General features: G+C 65.5%; 13 protein-coding genes and 1 pseudogene. 7 read left to right on the top strand and 7 right to left on the bottom strand.

Features of this window, described 5'->3' with window-relative positions; all coding sequences use genetic code 11:
* Positions 1–15: 15 nt before the first annotated feature.
* Positions 16–702 (bottom strand): UPF0149 family protein, encoded by a 687-nt coding sequence (locus RCH14_RS00215; RefSeq protein ID WP_343024161.1) that lies wholly within the window; start codon positions 700–702, stop codon positions 16–18.
* Between the two features lie 143 nt (positions 703–845).
* Positions 846–1,886, bottom strand: a complete 1,041-nt coding sequence (locus tag RCH14_RS00210) for an alpha/beta hydrolase (RefSeq protein WP_343024160.1) — start codon at positions 1,884–1,886, stop codon at positions 846–848.
* A 159-nt stretch (positions 1,887–2,045) separates the two neighbouring features.
* On the opposite strand from RCH14_RS00210, the gene RCH14_RS00205 reads away from it, so the two are divergent.
* Together RCH14_RS00205 and RCH14_RS00200 are read left to right on the top strand one after the other, a co-directional pair.
* A complete protein-coding gene (locus tag RCH14_RS00205) occupies positions 2,046–3,053 on the top strand; it encodes a serine/threonine protein kinase (RefSeq protein WP_343024159.1) in 1,008 nt (335 codons plus the stop codon).
* 109 nt (positions 3,054–3,162) lie between these two features.
* On the top strand, positions 3,163–5,628 hold the full coding sequence (locus RCH14_RS00200; protein ID WP_343024158.1) for a hypothetical protein: 2,466 nt from the start codon (positions 3,163–3,165) through the stop codon (positions 5,626–5,628).
* A 29-nt stretch (positions 5,629–5,657) separates the two neighbouring features.
* Here RCH14_RS00200 and RCH14_RS00195 read toward each other — a convergent pair whose 3' ends face one another.
* On the bottom strand, positions 5,658–6,092 hold the full coding sequence (locus RCH14_RS00195; RefSeq protein WP_343024157.1) for a hypothetical protein: 435 nt from the start codon (positions 6,090–6,092) through the stop codon (positions 5,658–5,660).
* A gap of 140 nt (positions 6,093–6,232) precedes the next feature.
* A pseudogene (locus RCH14_RS00190) lies at positions 6,233–6,340 on the bottom strand (DUF475 domain-containing protein); the annotation flags it as partial.
* Between the two features lie 278 nt (positions 6,341–6,618).
* Between RCH14_RS00190 and RCH14_RS00185 the strand changes: the two are divergent.
* From RCH14_RS00185 to RCH14_RS00170, 4 genes are all read left to right on the top strand, one after another.
* Positions 6,619–7,041, top strand: coding sequence for a divergent PAP2 family protein (locus RCH14_RS00185; RefSeq protein ID WP_343024156.1), 423 nt, complete (start codon positions 6,619–6,621; stop codon positions 7,039–7,041).
* 275 nt (positions 7,042–7,316) lie between these two features.
* Positions 7,317–8,462, top strand: coding sequence for an efflux RND transporter periplasmic adaptor subunit (locus RCH14_RS00180; protein ID WP_343024155.1), 1,146 nt, complete (start codon positions 7,317–7,319; stop codon positions 8,460–8,462).
* 27 nt (positions 8,463–8,489) lie between these two features.
* The gene (locus RCH14_RS00175) at positions 8,490–11,696 is read left to right on the top strand and encodes an efflux RND transporter permease subunit (RefSeq protein ID WP_343024154.1); all 3,207 of its coding nucleotides are present in this window, start codon (positions 8,490–8,492) and stop codon (positions 11,694–11,696) included.
* A gap of 264 nt (positions 11,697–11,960) precedes the next feature.
* Positions 11,961–16,184, top strand: a complete 4,224-nt coding sequence (locus RCH14_RS00170) for an ATP-binding protein (RefSeq protein WP_343024153.1) — start codon at positions 11,961–11,963, stop codon at positions 16,182–16,184.
* An 88-nt stretch (positions 16,185–16,272) separates the two neighbouring features.
* Here RCH14_RS00170 and RCH14_RS00165 read toward each other — a convergent pair whose 3' ends face one another.
* From RCH14_RS00165 to RCH14_RS00155, 3 genes are all read right to left on the bottom strand, one after another.
* Entirely contained in the window at positions 16,273–16,683 is a 411-nt protein-coding gene (locus RCH14_RS00165; protein ID WP_343024152.1) for a hypothetical protein, read from the bottom strand.
* Between the two features lie 375 nt (positions 16,684–17,058).
* A complete protein-coding gene (locus tag RCH14_RS00160) occupies positions 17,059–17,820 on the bottom strand; it encodes a histidine phosphatase family protein (protein ID WP_343024151.1) in 762 nt (253 codons plus the stop codon).
* Positions 17,821–17,915: 95 nt separating this feature from the next.
* Positions 17,916–19,316 carry a cation:dicarboxylate symporter family transporter gene (locus RCH14_RS00155; protein ID WP_343024150.1) on the bottom strand — a complete coding sequence of 467 codons (1,401 nt, stop codon included), beginning with the start codon at positions 19,314–19,316 and terminating at the stop codon, positions 17,916–17,918.
* A gap of 259 nt (positions 19,317–19,575) precedes the next feature.
* Between RCH14_RS00155 and RCH14_RS00150 the strand changes: the two genes are divergently transcribed.
* Entirely contained in the window at positions 19,576–21,384 is a 1,809-nt protein-coding gene (locus RCH14_RS00150; RefSeq protein ID WP_343024149.1) for a methyl-accepting chemotaxis protein, read from the top strand.
* Positions 21,385–21,407 lie beyond the last annotated feature (23 nt).

Raw genomic sequence — 21,407 nt, 5'->3', positions numbered from 1 at the left:
AATCCCCCGGGGTACTTATTCAGCGCCGCAGCACTTCTTGAACTTCTTGCCACTGCCGCAGGTGCAATCGTCGTTGCGGCCGACTTTCGGCTCGTCGCGCACGATCGTTTCCACCGCCGGCTTGCGCAGCGGCAGCCAGTGGCGGTAGATCGCCGGCACGTTGGCCTCGATCTGCAGCGCCAGTGCATGCACCTTGACCGGATCGTCGACCTCGGCCAGTTCGGTTTCTTCGATTTCATCCGCGCCCAGCAGGTAGATCGGGCGGATCAGTTCGGCGACGTCGCTGTCCCAGATCGCATCCCACGAGCCGGCGCGCAGTTCGACGCCTTCCCAGAAGCCCCAGCACCAGGCTTCCGGATCGATCAGGACCTTGCCATCGACCTCATGCTCGCAGAACAGCGGCTCGAAGTCCTTCGGCGCGACCTCGAACGTGATCAAGACTTCGTTCATGAAGCGCATGATCAGATTGACGATGCGTTCTTCGTCGCGCTTGTTCTTCCATTTCGGCGCGGCGGCCTCGTCCTCGCCCCAGACCATCGGCAGCCACTCGGCCGGCATGATCGATTCCGGGCCGATCGCAATGGCGGTCAGGTAGCCGTGCAGGGTGTCCATCGTCATCGCGTCGTCGGAGCAACGGTCGGAGAGCAGGAACTGGTCGAGTTCGTCGAATTCTTTTTCGGAGAGGGGCTGTTCGAGGTGCATGGGGTAGGTGGTCTGTGGCGCGAGCGCGCCGGTTGCGTCAAAGGCGCCAGTGTAACGCCTGCGCCGTCGCCGGGCACGAAAAACCTGCCGGCGAGGCGCTGCTTGCAACGTTTACTTCAGTGTCGGACGGAAGTACAGCACAATTAACGCTTGGCGTTGAATGCCTTGGTCAGCTCGTCAGCTGCGAACTGCTGGGCTTCCTTGGCCTTCGGCACCACGGCGTCCATGCCGAAGAACTCGTGGGTCACGCCGGTGAAGTGGCGATAGTTGACGGTCACGCCTTCCTTCTTGAGGCGGTCGGCGTAGGCTTTACCCTCGGTCATGAGCGGATCGATTTCCGCAGTGATCACGGTTGCCGGTGGCAGGCCCTTGAGCGAGGCGGCCTTCATCGGCAGTGCGTGCGGGCTCTTCGGATCGGCGCCGTAGTGCTTGAAGAACCACGTCATCATCGCCTTGTTCAGCGGCTTGGCGTTGGCGTTCTTCTTGTACGACGCGTTGTTCATGTCGTCGTTGACGACCGGGTAGACCAGCAGCTGGTGCGCCGGCATCTGGATTTTCTTTTCCATCGCCATCATCGACACCACGGTCGCCAGGTTGCCGCCGGCCGATTCGCCCGCCACAGCCACGCGCATCGGGTCGCCATTGATGCTCTTGGCATTGGCCAGCGCCCACTCGTAAGCCGCGAACGCGTCTTCGGTCTGGGTCGGGAACTTGTGCTCAGGCGCCAGACGGTAGTCGGCCGAGATCACGATCGCCTTGGCCTTCTTGGCCAGGCCGCGCACCGATGATTCGTACACCTTGGTGTCGGCAATCACGAAGCCACCGCCGTGGAAGTAGACGACCACCGGGAACGGACCCGCGCCTTCAGGCGTGAAGATATGGATCGGGAAGCTGCCGCCCTTGCCCTGGATCGATTGCGTCTTCATCGTCACGCCTGGTTCCGGCGCCGTGCTCTTGCCGGCGTCGGTCAGGACCTTCTTGACAGCGTCAGTCGGCGTTGGCTGCTTGCGCGCTTCTTCCGGGGTCAAGGTGTCGATTGGCTTCGGCTTCAGGGCCGCCATCGCGTCCAGCACTTTCTGCATGTTCGGCTCGGCCTTTGCCGGCTGCGTAGCGGTTTGTGCAATGGCGGTGCCGGCCAGCAGGCCAGCGGCGAGAGCGACGACGGTCAAAGTCAGTTTTTTCATGGTCAGTCCGATGCAGTTGATTTGTTCGCAGCATGATTGCGCGGGTACATACATGACATGACACCTTGTTACATTGTCACACTCTGTGCGAGAACGAACACAGCAGCAGTGAAATGGTCGCAATCACCACGTGGACGTGCGCCGCCGTACAATGGGGGCATGGATACCTTGAATCTCGACAACGAAACGCCCGACCATCCCTACGCGCGTCTGGATCCAGCAACCGTGCTCGATGCGCTCGATAGCGTCGGCCTGTACGGCGATGGGCGCCTGCTGGCGCTCAACAGCTACGAGAACCGCGTGTACCGCGTCGGCCGCGAAGAGGGCGAGCCGGTGGTGGTCAAGTTTTACCGACCCGAACGCTGGAGCGACGAGGCCATCCTGGAAGAACACGCCTTTGTCGCCGAGCTGGTGGCGCAAGAGGTCCCGGTCGTGCCGGCCATCGCGATCGACGGGCGCACGCTGCATACGTTCGACGGCTTTCGCTTTTCAGTGTTCGAAAGCCGTGGCGGGCGCGCGCCCGAGCTGGGCGACCCCGCCGTGCTGGAATGGATTGGCCGCTTCATCGGCCGCATCCATGCGCAGGGCGCGGTCAAGCCTTTCTTGTTGCGCCCGGCGCTGGATCCGGTCACGTTCGGCCGCGAGCCGTTCGACTGGCTGCGCAGCCACGACTTCGTGCCCCCCGAGCTGATGCCGGCCTGGTCGAGCGTCATGGAGCAGGCGCTTGAAGGCGTGGCGCGCTGCTACGAGCGCGCCGGCGAATTGCCGCTCGTGCGCCTGCACGGCGATTGCCACGGGGGCAATGTGCTGTGGACGCCGGACGGGCCGCACTTCGTCGACTTCGACGATAGCCGCATGGGGCCGGCGGTGCAGGATCTCTGGATGCTGCTCTCGGGCGAACGACAGGAGATGGTGGGCCAGATGGCCGACGTACTGGCCGGCTACGAGGATTTTTGCGATTTCCACCCGCGCCAGCTGTATCTGGTCGAAGCATTGCGCACGCTGCGCCTGATCCATTACTCGGCGTGGCTGGCGATGCGCTGGACCGATCCGGCATTCCCGGCGGCTTTCCCATGGTTCAATACCCAGCGTTACTGGCAGGACCGGATCCTCGAATTGCGCGAGCAGGTTGCGCTGATGGATGAGCCGCCACTGTGGCAGATGTAGGCGGGTGTGCCAAAGCGCCGAGCTGACGCACGATTGCCATCCAGTTCGGCGTAGCACGTGAGCCGGTTTTGCCGGATAATCAACGGGACCGCCGCCACAGAGACTCCGCATGGAACCGAACCCAGCTCAACAAGACGACACCGACTTCACGATCGACCTGTCGCCGGCCTCCGGCGCGCTGGCGCCGCCCGATGCGAGCCCAATGCCCGTGGCCGCTGCCGCGTTCGCGCAGGCGGTTGTGCCGATTGTGCCTGTCTTGCCGGTGCTGCCAGTGCTGCCAGCTGCCAAGCAGACTGTTGAGCCTGCCGCGCATGGGGGGCGCAAACCACTCGAAATGCGCGAAATCCAAGAGGCCATCGCGCGCGTCGAAGCCGAAGCCAAGGCCAATATGGCCGCTGAAAGCCGCCACATTGCCGAAGCGCGCGCCCGTTCGCTGGCCGACGAGCGCGCGTCGATCGACGTTGCCGCGGCCGCCGCTGCGCAAGCCAATTCCCAGGCATCCGAAGACGCCATCGCCGCCAACCGCGAACGCCTCGACTCGCTGCGCGCCGCCGCGCAGGCCTCGAGCGAGCGCCTGGACGCGATTCGCCACGAAACAGCAGAGCTGCGCGCGCGCGTGAAAAGCGATACCGAAGTGCGGGTCGCCACCGAAGCACGTGCGCGCCTCGAAGAAGAAGCGCGCCGCCGCGCGACGGCCCAGATCGAAGCCGAGGCCGAACTGGCCGCCAAGGCCGCCCGCGCGGCCGACGAACTGGTCGTGCACACCGAGCAGGCGCGCCTGCAGGCGGTGGAACGCATGGCCGCCGTCGAGGCGGCGCGCGAAGAAGTCCAGCACAATGCCAGCGCCGACGCCCGCATCGCCATCCTGGCGCGCGAGCGCGAACGGGCCGAACGCTCGGCGCGCCAGACCGCCGAAAAGCTGGCCGACGCCGAGGCCGAAGCCCTTGAGCTGACCCAGCAGCGCGAGCGCGCCGACCAGATCGCGCTCACCTCGGCCTTTGCCCGCGCCGCGGCCGAAGCGCGCGCACTCGAAGAAGCGCGCGCCTACGCCCACATTGAGCAAGAGCGCGAGGCGATCGCGCTGGCCCAGGCCGAATCCGAACGGGTGGCCGGCCAGTCGCTGCGCATGCGCCTGCAGACCGAGAAAGACATCCGCGACGCGGCCGTGCACCGCGAGCGCCAAGAACAGATGGCGGCCTCGAGCGCCGCCGCGCGGCGCGATGCCGAAACACGCATCCTGGCCGCGACCGAAGCGCGTATCGAGGCCGACCGCAAGCTGCGCCTGGTGGCCGAAGACCGTGCCCGTGCCGAAGAAGAAGCGGGCGAGCAGGTGCAGGCGCGGCTGGAAGCCGAAGCCCAGGCCGCGCTCGACGCGCGTGCACGCACGGCAGCCGACGAAGCGGCCACCGCCGCGGCGCAGCGCGAAGCCGAAGAACACCGGCGCGAGCGCGTGCTGGCCGACGAGCGCGCCGCGCTGGCGCAGGCGGCCGCCGAGGCCCAGGCGGCATCGAACGACGACGACGCGGCGGCCCTGGCGCTCGAAGCGGCGCAGGTGCAATTGCAGCAGGAAGCAGCGCAGTTGGCGGCGCAGCGGCGCGAACAGGCCGAGCGCCTCGTGCAGGTAGAGCACGAGCGCAAGGCGGCCGAGGCGCAGGCGCTCACCGCACTGGAACAGAAAATCGCGGCCGAACACGAGCTGACGCTGGCGGCGCAGGCGCGCGGCGAGGCTGAAGCGGCGGCTGCCGCAGCCCTGCAGGCGAAAGTCGAGGGCGAGCGGCGCATCGAGGCCGCGCAGCGGGCGGCCTGGGAAGCGCAGCAGGCGCAGGCCGACGCAGCCATCGAAGAAGCGTCGCAGGCCGAGGCGGCAGCCGCCGCGCAGCAAGCCCATGCGCGCCGCGCGGCCGAGCTGGCGCAGGCCCAGGCCGAACGGGCCGAGCTCGAGCAGCAGCAGGTGGCGCTGACCGAAGCAGCCATTGCTGCTGAACGCGAGGCGACGCGGGCCGCGCGCGAGGCATTGTTGCTGGTCGAGCGCAAGCTGGCCGCGCAGCGCGAACAGGCCGCCGCCGACACCCGCGCCAATGAAGCGCAAGGGGCGCGCCTGGCGTCCGAACAGGCAGCGGCGCAGGCGGCCGTGGCGCGCGCCGACGCCGAACAGGCGCAGGCCGAACTGGCGCGCCAGCGCGAGCTGGCCGAGCTGGCGGCAGTGCAGGCGGCGCTCGAAAAACGCGAAGCACAGCGGGCGTTGCTCGAACACGCGCAAGAGCACGCCGAGATGCAGCGCAAGGCGGCGCACGCGACGCAGCAGATGGCCCACGCGCGCAAGCAGCTGGTCAATCTGGAAAGCCGGCGCCAGGACGACGATGCGGTCGAGCTGGCCGCGACGCAGCGCGCCATTGGCGAGCGCAAGGTCGAAGCAGGGCAGCGTTCGGTCTCGGCCGACCTGACGCGTGAAGTGCTGGGCCGGTTCAAGCAGTCGCAGGCGCGGGCTGGCGACACATCGGCGGCGCAGGCGGCCGCCAGGCTGGCTGAGGTGATCGCGACCCAGCGCGAGCTGGACGCGGATCGCAAACCATAACGTGGACGGGTGGCCCGTCCACCCCCGGCTTACTGTGCCGGCGCCTGTTCAGGCAAACCGGGCGCCTGGCTTGGCGACAGCGGATTGTCCGGGCCGCCGGCCACTTTCGACACGAAATACTCGGTCTCGCCAAAGCACGTGGTCGGCACACCCTTGTGCTGGTCGTACGTCAGTTGCACGCGCTTGCCCATGCTGGCCAGCAGGGCCGGCACCACGGTTTCGTCGCGCACCGTAAACACGAAGCGCTCGGGAATCGCGCCCGGCATGCTCGAGAGCAGAATCTCGCCTTCCCACGTTTTGCACAGCCAGCCGCGCTTGGAGAACTTCTGCAGGTAGCCGGCCCGTTCACCTTCCGAGTACGACCAGGTCAGGGTGAACCAGGTGTAGCCTGCACCCAAAACAGCGACGACGGCGATGAGGATGAGCAGGATGGCGGAGGTGCGCTTGGGCATGGTGGTCGGCATGGTTGTGGCTGGTCGATCAAGAAAGTGGTCGGGGTTGTCAAACGTGCAGCGCAAACGCGGTGCGCGCCCATTCTGCCACGCCTTGCCTTAATCGCAAACCGGGATTCCTGACAACGGGAGGATTCAGCCCGTCTGGCTGGCTTGTAGACCAGGAACACGGTCATCGAGCGCCCAAACATGGCGCCGCTGGCCAGCCCCAGCATGATGATGACGACATCGTTGGTGATGGCAAACGCGCCGATCACGGACCGCAGCGCGAGCAGCACGGCCAGGCCTTCGGTGCCGTACTTACCGACCTATGCTTCGAACCAGTCGAACCAGTCGAACCAGTGCAGCTCCCGAACAGCGCCACCAGGATGCCGACGGTGAGGAACCACCAACGCCAGAATTCATAGGTGCCTCTTGTGCGCGGGTACTCGTTGGGACAATATTACCGTGTCCCCGCCAAAATCGACCGTACCGAAAGTCGCCTGCCGAGCCTTGCTTCTGAGATAATTCTGCCCAGCATTTTTCACTCTAAGAAACCATGGAACTCATTTATCTCGTCACACCGGTACTGACCTGGATGGTCGTCGGTCCGATCAAGTTTTTCATTTCCAGTGTCCGCTATCGGCGCTGGGCCTTCGACCTGGTCGGCAACGGCGGCTTTCCCAGCAACCACAGCGCCGTCGTCTCCAGCATGGCCACGCTGATCGCGCTGCGTGAAGGCATGGGCCATCCGGCGTTCGGCGTGGCCGTCACGCTCGCCTTCATCGTGATGATCGACGCCAATAGCCTGCGTCAGCACGTCGGTCGCCACGCTGTCGCCCTGAACCGTCTGCACGACGTTAAAGAGGGCCAAGTCATCCTGCGCGAGCGCATGGGCCACACCCGTGTCGAGATCGCCGGCGGCATCCTCACCGGCATCGGCATGGGCTTTTTGATCCATACCGTGCTGGGCGGGTTCTAGTGTATGTACGGGGTGCGTGCGCCGCGCATCCCGCTGGACGTCCGGGCGTCCGGGCGTCCGTCGTTGTCCGGGGTTGGTCCGTTGCTTGTCCGTTTCATACTGCATTCCACCCGGGACGGAATGCAGTTCATCGCCAGATTCCGCACTTCATCCATCCATTTCCGCAAACCACAGGTTCGTCAATTGACGCTGCCGGAGACCTCCTGAATACTGCGCGCTGGATGTATCTGAACTTATTTTTATAAAAACACCGAGTCCATTTCCGGAGAATCACCATGCTGCGCAAAACACTCCTCGTTCTAGCCATCGCATCAAGCTTAGTCGCTTGCGGCAAAGATTCCAAAGCCCCCGAGGGCAAGGACAACAAGCCGACGCAGCTGAGCGTGGCGCAAGAGGATGTCTTGACGATCCAGAGCGCGTCGGTGTCTTCGGGCCCGGTGATCACCGGCTCGATCGAGCCCGAGCGCCGCGCCGACCTGCGCGCCGAGGTCTCGGCCATCGTGCTGCAGGTGCTCAAGGAGAACGGCGAGCCGGTCAAGCGCGGCGACGTGCTGGTGCGCCTCGACGAAACCTCGATCCGCGACACCCTGATGTCGGCCGACGACATGCAGCGCGCGGCCTCGCTGGCAGTCGAACAGGCCAATCGCCAGCTCGAGCGCCTGAAAACCCTGACGGCGTCGGGCATGACCTCGGCCAAGGCGCTCGACGATGCCGAAATGGCGCGCAACAACGCGCTGAGCGAATTGTCGAGCTCGCGCAGCCGCGTTGCCACCGCGCGCCAGCAACTGGCCCGCACCACCGTGCGCGCGCCGTTCGACGGCATCGTCTCCGAGCGCAAGGTCTCCAATGGCGACACTGCCACCATCGGCAAGGAACTCGTCAAGGTCATCGACCCGACCAGCATGCGCTTCGAAGGCGCGGTCTCGGCTGATTCGGTCAGCAGCGTCAAGATCGGCCAGAAGGTCAATTTCCGCGTCAACGGCTACGCGGACCAGACGTTTGCCGGCGTGGTCAAACGGATCGATCCTGCAGCCAATCCGGTGACGCGCCAGGTCGAGGTGCTGGTGGGCTTTGTCGACAATGCGCAGCCGCGCGTGGCGGGCCTGTACGCCGAAGGCCGTGTCGACGCCGCCGCGACCGATGCGCTGATGCTGCCCGAGAGCGCACTGGTTCGCGTGGGCGACGCCAGCCACACCTGGCGCATCCGCGACAAGACGCTGTCGAAAGTCAAGCTGGTGGTCGGCGCGCGCGACGCACGCACCGGCAATGTCGAGATCAAGCAGGGCCTGGCGGCCGGCGACGTGGTGCTGCGCTCGCCCACGTCGAACCTGAAGGACGGCCAGAAGGTCGACATGCCGAACGCCCGTGTGGCCAGCGCGAATGGCGCTGGCGCGGGTGCAGGCGCAGTCCAAGGCAAGTAAACCAGGAACACCAAAGGAAAACCCACCATGTTCCTGTCCAATTTTAGTGTCAAGAAACCGGTCGCGACGATCGTCATCATCGTCGCGATGATGGCCATCGGCCTGCTGGCCCTGTCCAAGCTGAAGGTCAACCAGGAGCCGGACGTCCAGATTCCGATCATCGTGGTCGATATCCCATATCCGGGCGCATCGCCCGAGACCGCCGAGCGCGAGATCACCAACCGCCTCGAAAAGCAGATGCAGGCGATCCAGGGCGTGAAACAGGTCAATTCCAACTCGTACGAAGGCGGCGCCTCGATCTGGATGGAATTCGACTTCAACCGCGACCTGATCGAAGCGTCGGACGACGTGCGCAATGCGATTGCCGCCGTGCGCTACAAGCTGCCGATCGAAATGCGTGAGCCGGTACTGCGCCGGATCGATCCGTCGGCCCAGCCGATCATGTCGCTGGCACTGTCGTCGAGCACCCAGAGCCACGCCGAAATCTCGCGCTACGCCGAAGACGTGCTGGCCGACGAATTCCGAGGCATCGACGGCGTCTCCACCGTGGTCGTCAATGGCGCGCTGCGGCGCGAACTGTCGGTGCTGCTGCGCGCCGAGAAGCTGAGCGAATTCAATGTCTCGGCGTCCGATGTCACCAATGCGCTGCGTAACGGCAATACCAATGCGCCAGTGGGCAAGCTGCGTAGCGAACTCGACGAAAAAGGCATCCGCCTGGTCGGTCGCATCGAGCGGCCCGGAGACTTTTCGCAGATCGTCGTCAAGCGTAATGGTGACCAGATCGTGCGCCTGAGCCAGGTCGCCGAGATCCGCGATGGCTTTGCCGACATCAATACGTTGTCGGTACGCAGCGGCAAGCCGAACGTCGGCCTGCAGATCTCGCGCTCACGTGATGCCTCGACCGTGTCGCTGGCCAAGCGCGTGCACGAAGTGGTGGCGGCGCAAAGCAAGCTGCTCCCGGCCGGCACCGAACTCGAGGTCGTGCGCGACGGCGGCAAGGATGCGCAGTCGAGCCTGAACAACGTCATTGAGGCGCTGGTACTGGGCGCGGTGCTGACCGTGTTCGTCGTCTATGCGTTTCTGAACTCGTGGCGCTCGACCTTGATCACCGCGCTGGCCTTGCCGACGTCGGTGCTGGCCGCGTTCATCGCCGTCTGGCTGTGCGGCTTCACGCTGAACTTCATGACGCTGCTGGGCCTGTCGCTGGCGATCGGCGTGCTGATCGACGATGCAATCGTGGTGCGCGAAAACATCGTGCGCCACATGGAAATGGGGTCCGATCGCCGCACGGCAGCGCTCGAAGGCACCGCCGAGATCGGCATGGCGGTGGCCGCCACCACATTCTCGATCATGGCCGTGTTCGTGCCGGTGGCCTTCATGCCGGGTGTGTCCGGCGAGTGGTTCCGCCCGTTTGCGCTGACCGTGACCTGCTCGGTGATCGTTTCGCTGTTCATTTCGTTCACGCTCGACCCGATGATGTCGGCCTACTGGGGCGATCCGCCGGATCACCACAGCCGGCCAAAGAAAGGCATCGGCGCCGTACTCGACCGCTTCAATCACTGGTTCGACCACCAGGCCGACCGCTACGGCCGCGTGATTGCGTGGGCGCTGCATCACCGCCGCGCGATGGCATTCCTGGCCATTGCCAGCCTGATCGGCGCCCTGGCCATGCACCATTACTTTGGCGGTTCGAGCTTCTTGCCCAAGCAGGACTCGGGCAACCTGCAGATCGAAGTGCGCACGCCGGCCTCGTCGTCGATCGAGTATGCGCGTCGCAAGCTGGAAGCGGCAGCCGTGCTGGCCCGCACCTTGCCTGAAACGAAAGACACCAACAGCAACGTCAAGACCAGCGGTGGCACGATCTACGTCGACATCGGCAAGCGCAGCGAACGCAAGCGCACCGCGTCCGAAATCGCCATTGAACTGCGCGCCAAGATCGCCAGCCTGGTGGGCGCCGAATACACGGTCATCGATGACCTCTCCGGCGGTGGCAAGCCGGTGCAGGTGGAATTTACCGGTCCCGATTCGCGCAAACTCATGGAGCTGACCACCGCCTACATGGAAAAGCTGCGTGAAGTGCCTGGTGCGGTCGACGTCGCGCTGTCGGAGCAGGATCCGAAGAACGAGCTGCAGATCGTGCTCGACCGGGGTCTTGCCAATGCCCTGGGCATTTCGGTGGGCGATGCTGCGCAATCGCTGCGGGTGGCGTTCGCCGGCATCGAAGTGGGCGACTGGGTCGATCCGACGAGCGAAACCCGCGACGTCGCCGTGCGCCTGCATCCGGACGACCGGGTCAACACCGACAGCATCGAGCGCCTGCCGATTCCGGTCGCGGGCACCGGCATGATGGTGCCGCTCGAGCAGATCGCCTCGATCACGATGGGCAAGGGCCCGTCGGCGATCCGCCACAAGAATGGCGAGCGCATGATCACCGTGTCGGCCAATGCCCAGGGCCGTTCGGCGGGCGAAGTCACGACCGACGCGATGAAACTGGCGCGTACTTTCGACTTCCCGCCGGGTTATGGTCTGGCGCTGGGCGGTTCGGGCGAAGACCAGGCCGAACTGTTCAAGGAGATGGTCATTGCGCTGTTCTCGGGCATCGCGCTGATGTACCTGATCCTCGTGATGCAGTTCGGTTCGTTCACGGCGCCGATCGGCGTGATGCTGTCGTTGCCGCTGTCGCTGATCGGGGTGGTGCTGGCCCTGATCATGACCGGCAACACGCTCAACCTGATGAGCATGATCGGCATCCTGATGCTGATGGGGCTGGTGGCCAAGAACGCGATCCTGCTGCTCGATGCGGCCCGGGCGCTCGAGCACGAAGGGATGGACCGCGAAGAAGCGCTGATGGCGGCCGGGCGCAAGCGTCTGCGGCCGATCCTGATGACCACCTTCGCGCTGATCGCGGGCATGCTGCCGGTGGCGCTGGCCCTGGGCGACTCGGGCGAGTTCTATCAGCCACTGGCAATCGCGATCATCGGCGGCACCATCACCTCGACCATCCTGACGCTGCTGGTGGTGCCAACGTTCTACGACAGCATCGAGATCGCACGCGACCGCATGGTGGCCAAGTACGGCCGCCGCGCCGAGCACCGCAACGCGCTGGTGGCGTTCCTGATGACCTTCATCGAAGCCATCCTGGCGCTGACCCTGGTGCGCCTGGTCTACCGGCTGATCATGCGCCTCGTGCGGCTCGCGACAGGCCGCGGCCGCGCCAAGGTAGCGCCGGTCTGATCCATCAGGGCAGGGCGCTGTACATGGCCCTGCCGACCTTGCCCGACACGGCCAGTCTTGTACTGGCCGTGTTTATTTATTATTAACTTACGGTCACTAAATCCAGGTTGTAAAATAGCACCTCGGGAACCGGCGGACGACGGGTTATGGTCTAATAGCGGCTGTTTTGCCATACCCCCTGCGATCAGGGCGCATCTGCAACAGCGGCGTGCCTTCGCGCAACGCCACGCCGCGTCTCTTTTTTCCTCCGTAAGGTCCAGCCCCATGCCCGTCGCCCAGTCCATCGCCTTGTTCGCCAACGACGACCTGAACTGGCTCGGTGGTGGAGGCGAGATGGGCGAACTGATCCGCAGCATGGACTGGTCGGCCACGCCGCTGGGGCCGCTGTCCGGGTGGCCGCAGAGCCTGCGCACATCGGTCAGCCTGTGCCTGTCGTCGACGTTTCCGATCCTGGTCTGCTGGGGCCCGGACGACATCCAGATTTACAACGACGCCTATCGCCCGATCTGCGGCGACCTGCATCCGGCGGCGATGGGCGCGCCGTTCAGGGTGATCTGGGCCTCGGCCCTGCCAGTCGTGGGCGACGCGTTCGAACGCGCGCACGGGGGCGAGGGGGCGTATATTCGCGACCAGCAGATGTTCCTCCACCGCAGTGGCTACCTCGAAGAAGCCAATATGACGTTCTCGTTCTCGCCGATCCGCGACGAGTCCGGCGCGGTCGGCGGGGTATTCCACCCGATCACCGAAACGACGGCCCAGGTGCTCGGCGCGCGCCGCAGCAAGGGCTTGCGCGACCTGACCGCCAGCCTGGCGAGCGTGCGTTCGATCGACGACATCGGTGCCCAGCTCGAAAATCACTGCGCGCAGATGACGGCGGACGTGCCGTTTCTGCTGTTCTATCAGATCGATGCCGAGACCGGGATGCTGGTACTGCGCGGCAGCGCCGGCCTGGCGCCGGGCAGTGCGCTGGCCCCCGCGTCGAGCGCCCTGGACGACAGCATCTGGCCATTTGCCCGCAGCAGCGCGTCGCATGCGGTGGAACAAGTCGATGACGTCGCGACGCGGCTCGCGGGCGTTGCTTGCGGCCCTTATGAAGACCCGCCGCGCTCGGCGCTGGTGGTGCCGCTGACCTTGCCGGGTCAGCAGGAATTGTTTGGCTTTGTCGTGGCCGGGGTCAGTGCGCGCCGCGCGCTCGACGCCGACTACCGCAACTTCTACGCCTTGCTCGGCGCGGCCGTCAATACCGCCGTGGGCAACGTCGTCGCCTACGAGCAGGAACAGCGCCGCGCGGACGAGCTGGCCCAGATCGACCGCGCCAAGACGGCGTTCTTCTCGAACGTCTCGCATGAATTTCGCACGCCACTCACACTGATCCTTGGCCCGCTCGACGATGCGCTGGCCGATGTGCCCGAGTCGATGAGCGCGATCCAGCGCCAGCGCGTCGAGCTCACGCAGCGCAACTCGCTGCGCCTGCTCAAGCTGGTCAATTCACTGCTCGACTTTTCGCGCATCGAGGCCGGCCGCGTGCAGGCGAGCTACGTGCCGGTCGATCTCACGCGCCTGACGGTCGAGCTGGCCGGCGTGTTCGAGTCGGCCATGGCCAAGGGTGGCCTGCACTACAGCGTCGATCTGCAGCCACTGACCCAACCGGTTTTTGTCGACCGCGACATGTGGGAAAAGATCGTCTTCAACCTGCTGTCGAACGCCTTCAAGTTTACGCTGCACGGGGGCGTCATGGTGACGCTGCGCGAGCATGCGGGGATGGCGCGCCTGTCGGTGCAGGACACCGGCACCGGCATTGCCGAGCACGAGCTACCGCGGATGTTCGAGCGCTTCCACCGCATCGAGGGCGCGCCGGGCCGCACCTATGAAGGCACCGGCATCGGGCTGGCACTGATCCAGGAGCTGGTGCGCCTGCACGGTGGCACGATCGCGGTCTCGAGCACCCTTGGCGAAGGGACCTGTTTCGATGTCGACCTGCCGTTTGGCGACGCGCACCTGCCACCGGAGCGCATCGTGCGGGCGCCCGAGGCGACGGTCGACCGCCAGCGCATGGGCGCGGCGTTTGTCGAGGAAGCACTGCGCTGGCTGCCCGATACGCAGGAAGGCGCCGCGCCGGCGCCGGCGCCGGATCCGGACACGAGCGTGCCCGCGCAGTCTCAAGCGCAACCTGCGGCACGCCCGCGCATCCTGGTCGCCGACGACAACAACGACATGCGTGCCTACCTCAAGTCGCTGCTCGAACCGCATGCCGACGTGCGCGCGGTGGCCGACGGCCAGGCCGCTTACGAGATGGCGCTGCTGGACCCGCCCGACCTGTTGCTGTCGGACGTGATGATGCCGCGCCTGGATGGCTTCGGCCTGATCGCCAAGGTGCGCGCCAGCGAGCTGCTGCGCCATCTGCCGGTGATGCTGCTGTCGGCGCGCGCCGGCGAAGAAGCCAAGGTCGAGGGCCTGCAGGCCGGCGCCGACGACTATCTCGTCAAGCCGTTTTCGGCCAACGAGCTGCTGGCGCGTATTGGCACCCAGGTGATACTGGGGCGCGAGCGGCGCCAGAACGCACGCGATGCGCAGGCGCGCGAAGCGCATGTGCGGGCGCTGATCGACGCCTCGCCTGCGATGCTCTGGACCACCGACAACGACAGCCTGTGCACCTACCTGAGCCGGCGCTGGTACGACTATACGGGCCGCACGCCCGAGCAGGACCTGGGCATGGGCTGGCTCGAGAACGTGCACCCCGACGACGCCGCGCGCGCGGGCGACATCTTCCTGGCCGCCAGTGCGGCGCGCCAGCCGTTCTCGTTCGACTACCGCCTGCGCGGCCATGATGGCAGCTACCGCTGGTTCATCGACGCCGGCCTGCCGCGCGTGAACGCCGCCGGGGCGCCGGATGGCTACGTCGGCACCGTCATCGACGTGCATGCGCGCAAGCTGCTGCAGGAGCGCTTCGAGCGCGTGTCCGAGGCAGGCGACATCGGGGTCTGGTATGCCGACGTGCCGTTCACGCATTTCCAGCTCAATGCCGAGATGGCACTGCATTTCGGTGTCGACATGGGCCGTCCCGCCTCGGTGAGCGAGCTGCTGGCGGCGGTCGATCCGGAAGACCGCGTACGATTCGCCGAGAGCGTCCAGCAAGCGGTGCGCGCCGGCGCGCCGCTGGACCTCGAGTTCCGCACCCGCGTTGCAGGCCATGGCGCTGGCGGCACTGGCGCGCCGCGCTGGTTGCGCGCCATCGGCTGGTGCGGGCTGGACGAGAATGGCCGGCCCGAGCGCTTCGATGGCGTCACGCTTGACATCGACAGCCAGAAGCACGCCGAGCAGGAGCTGCACCGCCTTGCGCGCGAACTGGGCGCGAAGAACCAGGCGCAGAGCGATTTCCTGTTCACGCTCGCGCATGAACTGCGCAATCCGCTCGCGCCAATCCGCTCGGGCCTGGAACTGATGCGCATCGGCGCGGCCAGCGGCGACGTGCAGGCGATCATGCGGCGCCAGGTCGATCACATGGTGCATCTGGTGGACGATCTGCTCGACATGGCGCGCCTGGCCGAAGGCAAGGTCACGCTGCGCTGCGAGCGTGTGCTGCTGGCCGACGCGGTGCGTGAAGCCGTCGACATGAGCATGCCGCTGGTCGAGCGTGGCCGCCACGCGCTGGCCGTCGACTTGCCCGACGCTGACGTTGGCCTGCACGCCGACCGCCATCGCGTCGCCCAGATCCTGAGCAATCTGCTCAACAACGCGGCCAAGTACACGCCACCGGGCGGCGCGCTGGAAATCCGGGCGCGGATCGAGGGCGACGAGGTGGCGATCGCGGTGCTGGACAACGGCATCGGCATTGCCGCCGATGCGCTGGGCGGGGTATTCGACATGTACGCGCAGGCCCACGCGGGCGCCGAGATGGCGCAGGGCGGCCTGGGTGTCGGATTGAACCTGGTGCAGCGCCTGGTGAAGCTGCATGGCGGCCGGGTTGCCGCCACCAGCGCCGGGGTCGGGCAGGGCAGCCAGTTCACGGTCTGGCTGCCACTGCCGGCCGACAGCGCCACGCCGCCTGCAGCGGCGGTGAGCGCCGCGCTGCCGGCGGCGCGCACCGAGCCCGGCGTGCTGCGTATCCTGGTGGTGGACGACAACGTCGATGCGGCCCAAACGCTGCAAGCTTTGCTCGAGATGAACGGGCACGCGGTAACGGCGGTGCACGACGGCGCCACAGCGCTGCTGCAGGCAGCAGCGCTGTTGCCGCACATCGTGTTCCTCGATATCGGGCTGCCCGACATGACCGGGTATGACGCGGCCGAAGCGCTGCGGCGCATGCCCGGTATGGACGGCGCGACGCTGATCGCGCTCACGGGCTGGGGCGCGGAGCAGGACCGGCTCCGCTCGAGCCAGGCAGGGTTCGATCATCATCTGACCAAGCCGGCCGATTTTCTGATTGTTGAACAATTGATCCGCGACGTGGCGGACCGGCTGTCGACAGCGTCGCCTGCGCTGTCTTAAAACAAACAGCCCGACTAAAAAGCCGGGCTGCGAAGCTGCACCGAACCCGCCCCAGTGTCCAGGGCGATGTTCGGCAGATTGACCGCGATTACTTGCCGGTCGTGCCGGTTGGCGGCGTGGTGGTGCTGGTTGGATCGGTGGTCTGTGGGCTGGTGGCGCCTTCTGCAGTGCCGGTCATGCCCGTGGTGCCGGTGGCGCCGGTCATGCCGGTCGTGCCAGCTGCGCCCGACGTATCGGTCGTGGTGCCGGTGGTGCCGGTGGTGCCAGCAGCGGTGCCCGTGCCCATGTCGCCCGTACCCGTGGTGCCGGTGCCGGTTGCACCGGTGCCAGTGTCACCCATGGTGCCGGTGGTGCCCGAGGTTCCGCTAGGCATGGTGGCCGTGGTGTCGGCTGGAACGGTCGTGGTGGTCGCTGCTTCGTCTTTCTTGCATGCGCCCAGCAGGGTTGCCAGCACGGCAGCGGTCAGCAGGATTTTTGGTGCCTTGGTCATTGCATTCATTTTTTACTCCTCGATTGACGTCTATGTGTGTGCCGCAGATCCCGGATCGTTTGTTGGGACATTGCGGCGCCAGGTCAGTTCCACCGTGACGCGATGGTCGCTGGTGAAACGGTGAGGGTACCCACGCAATACGCGGCCCCGGTGCGTACTTCAGTAAATCTTGTTCCACTTCAATGTGTTCCAATGCATCTGTGTCGATTAGAACGCAAGAGCGTCAGCGGGTTCGTTAGATACCGCACACTTACCGGAATTGGTAACATTTTTTACATAAGCGCGGTGACCGCCAGTGGCCCAGGTTCCCACGTGCACTAACCCTGACACGGGCTTTTCCGTCAGCATCACTGATGGCGCCTGCCGGCCGATCTGTAGTCGACCTTACGCGTGGGGGGCGGATGCGAGGTCCTTGGCCACCGTGACCGGCGTGCCGGTCTCGTTCAGCGGCGCGACGAAGTTGACCAGGCGTAGGGCCAGGTCGCCGCGCTTGCCGGCCCCGGGGTCGAATTCGTAGGACGTGACGGAGCAGTTCGGCACATCGTCGTTGCGGTCGAATTCGAGAATCTGCGCTTCGGTGAGGTGCTCGAACAGGTAACGGAAGCAATTGACCGTGACTTGGTGCGCGACGATCAGCACGCGCTCGCCGCTGAAATCGCGTTCAAGTGTGTCCATGACGCTGCGCAGGCGCAGGATCACATCGCACCAGCTTTCGCCGCCTGGAGGACGGAAATAGAACTTGCCGACATGGCGACGCTGCTCGTAGAGATCGGGGAAGTCGTGCGCGATGCCATGCGTGGTCAGGCGGTCGAGTACGCCGAATTCTTTCTCGCGCAGGCGCTCATCTTCGAGGACGCACAGGCTGTCGCGGTCGAGGTGGCGCATCACGAGGTTGGCTGTTTCGGTGGCGCGCACATAAGGCGAATGCAGCACGACGGTCGGGCGCTGCGCGGCGGGCAGCGACGCGAACCAGACCCCGAGGGCGTCGGACTGGCGCTCGCCAAGGTCGGACAATGGCACGTCGACGTCGCGTTCGGCGATGTCGATGCGGTGGCCTGCGGCTGCTTCAGCCAGCTCGCGCGCGACATTGCCGGCGCTTTGTCCGTGCCGGACGACCCAAATTTCCTGTGGCCATTTTTGTTCCATGAAGTTCGCCAAAAAGTTATCTTGGCGTCATCATAGAAGGTTTCACGACGGCCTCAGCGCACGATTGTCCCGTGCCAGGCCGGCCTCCAGCAGCCTCAGACTGCCCGCGCCTCGCTGTCCAGATTGATGTCGGCGTCGTCGTCAAACACCCGCATATCGGTCTGCCCCATGACCCGGCTGGTGACCGTGCCGGCAGCGATGGAACCGCTGACGTTCAGGGCCGTGCGGCCCATGTCGATCAGCGGTTCGACCGAGATCAACAGGCCCGCGAGCGCCACCGGCAGGTCCATCGCCGACAGCACGATCAGCGCCGCAAACGTGGCGCCCCCGCCAACCCCGGCCACGCCGATCGAGCCGAAGGCGATGATCGCCAGCAGCGGCAGCAGGAACGCAGCCGTGAACGGATCGACGCCGACCGTCGGCGCGATCATCACCGCCAGCATCGCCGGGTAGATGCCGGCGCAGCCGTTCTGGCCGATCGTGGCGCCGAACGAGGCGGCGAAGTTGGCCGTGCCTTCCGGCGTGCCGAGGCGCGCGGTCTGGGTGGCCACGCTCATCGGGATCGAGCCGGCGCTGGTGCGCGACGTGAACGCGAACACCAGCACCGGGAAGATCTTCTTCACGTAGCGCCAGGGTTTCAGGCCCGCCGCTGCGACCATCGCCAGGTGGACGCAGAACATCAGCGCCAGCGCCGCATACGAGGCGACCACGAAGTTGAGCAGGCCAAGAATGTCTTGCCAGCTCGAGCTCGATACGACCTTGGCCATCAGCGCGAACACGCCGTACGGGGTCAGGCGCAACACGAGCGTGACCATGCGCATCACGATCACATGCGCCACGTGCACGAAGCTGCTGAACGACGTGAAGACTTCCGGCTTCTTGCCGGCGATGCCGGTGGCCGAGACGCCGATGAAGATCGCGAACACCACCACCGCGATGGTCGAGGTCTTGCGCGCGCCGGTCATGTCGAGGAATGGGTTGGTCGGGATGAAGGACAGCAGCAGCGACGGCAGCGACAGCTCCTTCGCCGCAGCCAGGTTGCCCTGCATGTATTCGCCGCGCGCGACTTCGGCGGCGGTGGAGGTCAGGCCGACGGCCGACAGGCCGAACAGCTTGGCCATCAGGATGCCGATCGAGGCCGCGACGATGGTCGTGATGAGCAGGATGCCGATCGTGAGCGTGCTGATCTTGCCGAGCGAGGAGGCGTCGCGCAGTTTCAGGATCGCCTGGATGATCGAGACCATGATCAAGGGAATGATGATCATCTGCAGTAGCTGGACGTAGCCGCTGCCGATCACGTTGAGCCAGGCGTTGGTGGCCTTGATCTCCGGCCCCGTCACATCGTACAGCGCCTGCAGCGCGGCGCCGAGCACCACGCCAAGACCAAGGCCGGCGAACACGCGCTTGGTGAACGAGACGTGGTTGGCCTGCAACCGGTACAGGAAGACGCAGACGGCCAGGGCGATGGCCAGGTTGAGCAGGACGGGAAGTGTCATGGGGGCTTCGATGGGACGGCGTGGACAATCGCGTCATTTTATCGACAAAGTTGCCTGTTCACAGTGCGATTGTCATTTTTGCCAATGCGGTATGTGCAGTCTGTACCCGTGGCCAGTGACTGTTGCGGCGCAGCGACGTCCGTCCCAGCATATATAGGGAAACGGTCAATCTCCCGTTCAATACTTCCCCTGGGCCAGGCAAAGTTTCTATAATCCAATAAAACGCCTTCCTGCACTTCTTCACGTCATCCGAGCGAACATGTTCAAACATCTCAGCATCAAGTCGCGCCTCATTTTCGTCATCGCTTTTCTGGCGGTCGAACTCATCGCCGGTGCCGTCATCGGCATCTATAACCTCGGCACGGCCAACGCCGAGCTCAAGCAGATGTACGATCGCCGCCTGGTCGGCTTGAGCCAGGCCGGGGAAGTCACCCAGCTGATCACGGCGAACCAGCTGACCGTTGCGAAAGCCGTCAACCTGGAAGATGCCGGCCAGCGCCGCGCTGCGATGGACACTGTCGAAGCGACGAGCGCCACCATCAACAAGCTGTGGGGCCAGTTCACGCAGATCCCGATGAGCGAGAAGGAGCGCGCGCTGGTCGGGGAGATCGCCGCGGCGCGCAAGGCATTCCTCGATGGCGGCCTGCTGCCGGCAGTGGCGGCGATCCGCGCCAATGACAATGCGCAGGCGATCCAGCTGCTGAACGGGCCGATGACGCAGTTGTATGCAGCACTCAATACGCTGGGCATCCGGCTGATCAACGAGCAGCAGGCTGCGGCACTGGCCGAATACCAGGCTTCGCAGGCTACTTTTGAGCTGGTGCGCGCGGTGTGCCTGGCCGGCCTGGCCTTCGGCCTCATCATGGCTGCACTGGTCGGGTATCTGCTGGTACGCGCGATCGTGCGTCCGATCGAGCAGGCCGTGAAGATCGCCGGCGCCGTCGCCCAGGGCGACCTGACCCAGACCATCGAGGTCACGTCGACCGACGAAACCGGGCGTCTGTTGCAGGCACTCAAGGACATGAACGATTCGCTCGTGCGCATCGTCGGCCAGGTCCGCACCGGCACCGACAATATCGCCACCGCTTCAAGCGAAATTGCGGCTGGCAACCTGGATCTGTCGTCGCGCACCGAGCAGCAGGCCGGCTCGCTCGAAGAAACCGCATCGTCGATGGAAGAACTGACGTCGACGGTCAAGCAGAACGCCGACAACGCACGCCAGGCCAATGCGCTGGCCACGTCGGCCTCGGACGTGGCGGGCAAGGGCGGCGCCGTGGTGGCCGAGGTGGTGCAGACGATGGGGGCGATCAACACGTCGGCCACCCGCATCGTCGACATCATTGCCGTGATCGACGGCATCGCGTTCCAGACCAATATCCTGGCCTTGAACGCGGCCGTCGAAGCAGCGCGCGCCGGTGAGCAGGGGCGCGGCTTTGCCGTGGTGGCAGGCGAGGTGCGCAGCCTGGCGCAGCGCAGCGCGGCCGCAGCCAAGGAAATCAAGGTCCTGATCGACGACTCGGTCGAGAAGGTGCACCACGGCTCGGAACTGGTGGACCGTGCCGGTACGACGATGGCCGAGATCGTGCAAAGCGTGAACCGCGTGACCGACATCATGGCCGAGATCACCGCAGCCAGTCAGGAGCAGACGGCCGGCATCGAGCAGATCAACGGCGCTGTGGCGCAGATGGATCAGGTGACGACGCAGAACGCGGCGCTGGTCGAACAGGCGTCGGCGGCGGCGACGTCGCTGCAGGAAGAAGCGGCCAAGCTGGCGCAGACCGTGGGCGAGTTCAAGCTCGCGACGTCGCCGGGTGTGCGCGCAGTCGTGGCCAAGCCGCGCGTGGTTACCAGTGCGCCGAAGATGGTGGGCAATGCAGCACCGCCTGCGGTGGCCAAAGCGACGCCGCCTGTGGTAGCCAAACCTGCGGGCAAGCCGCTCGCGAAAGCGCCGGTAAAACCGGTCGTGACGAACACTGGCACCGATGCCGCGCCAGGCGCGAAGCCGGTGAAGCAGGCGAAGGCCGAAGCAGCCAACGCCAGCACCGGCGACGGCTGGGAAGAGTTCTGATCGGAGGGAAAGGCGGCCCGGCA

The organism is Massilia sp. MP_M2 (assembly GCF_039123635.1).
GTDB lineage: Bacteria > Pseudomonadota > Gammaproteobacteria > Burkholderiales > Burkholderiaceae_D > Telluria.
This window is presented reverse-complemented; position numbering and strand designations above follow the sequence as displayed.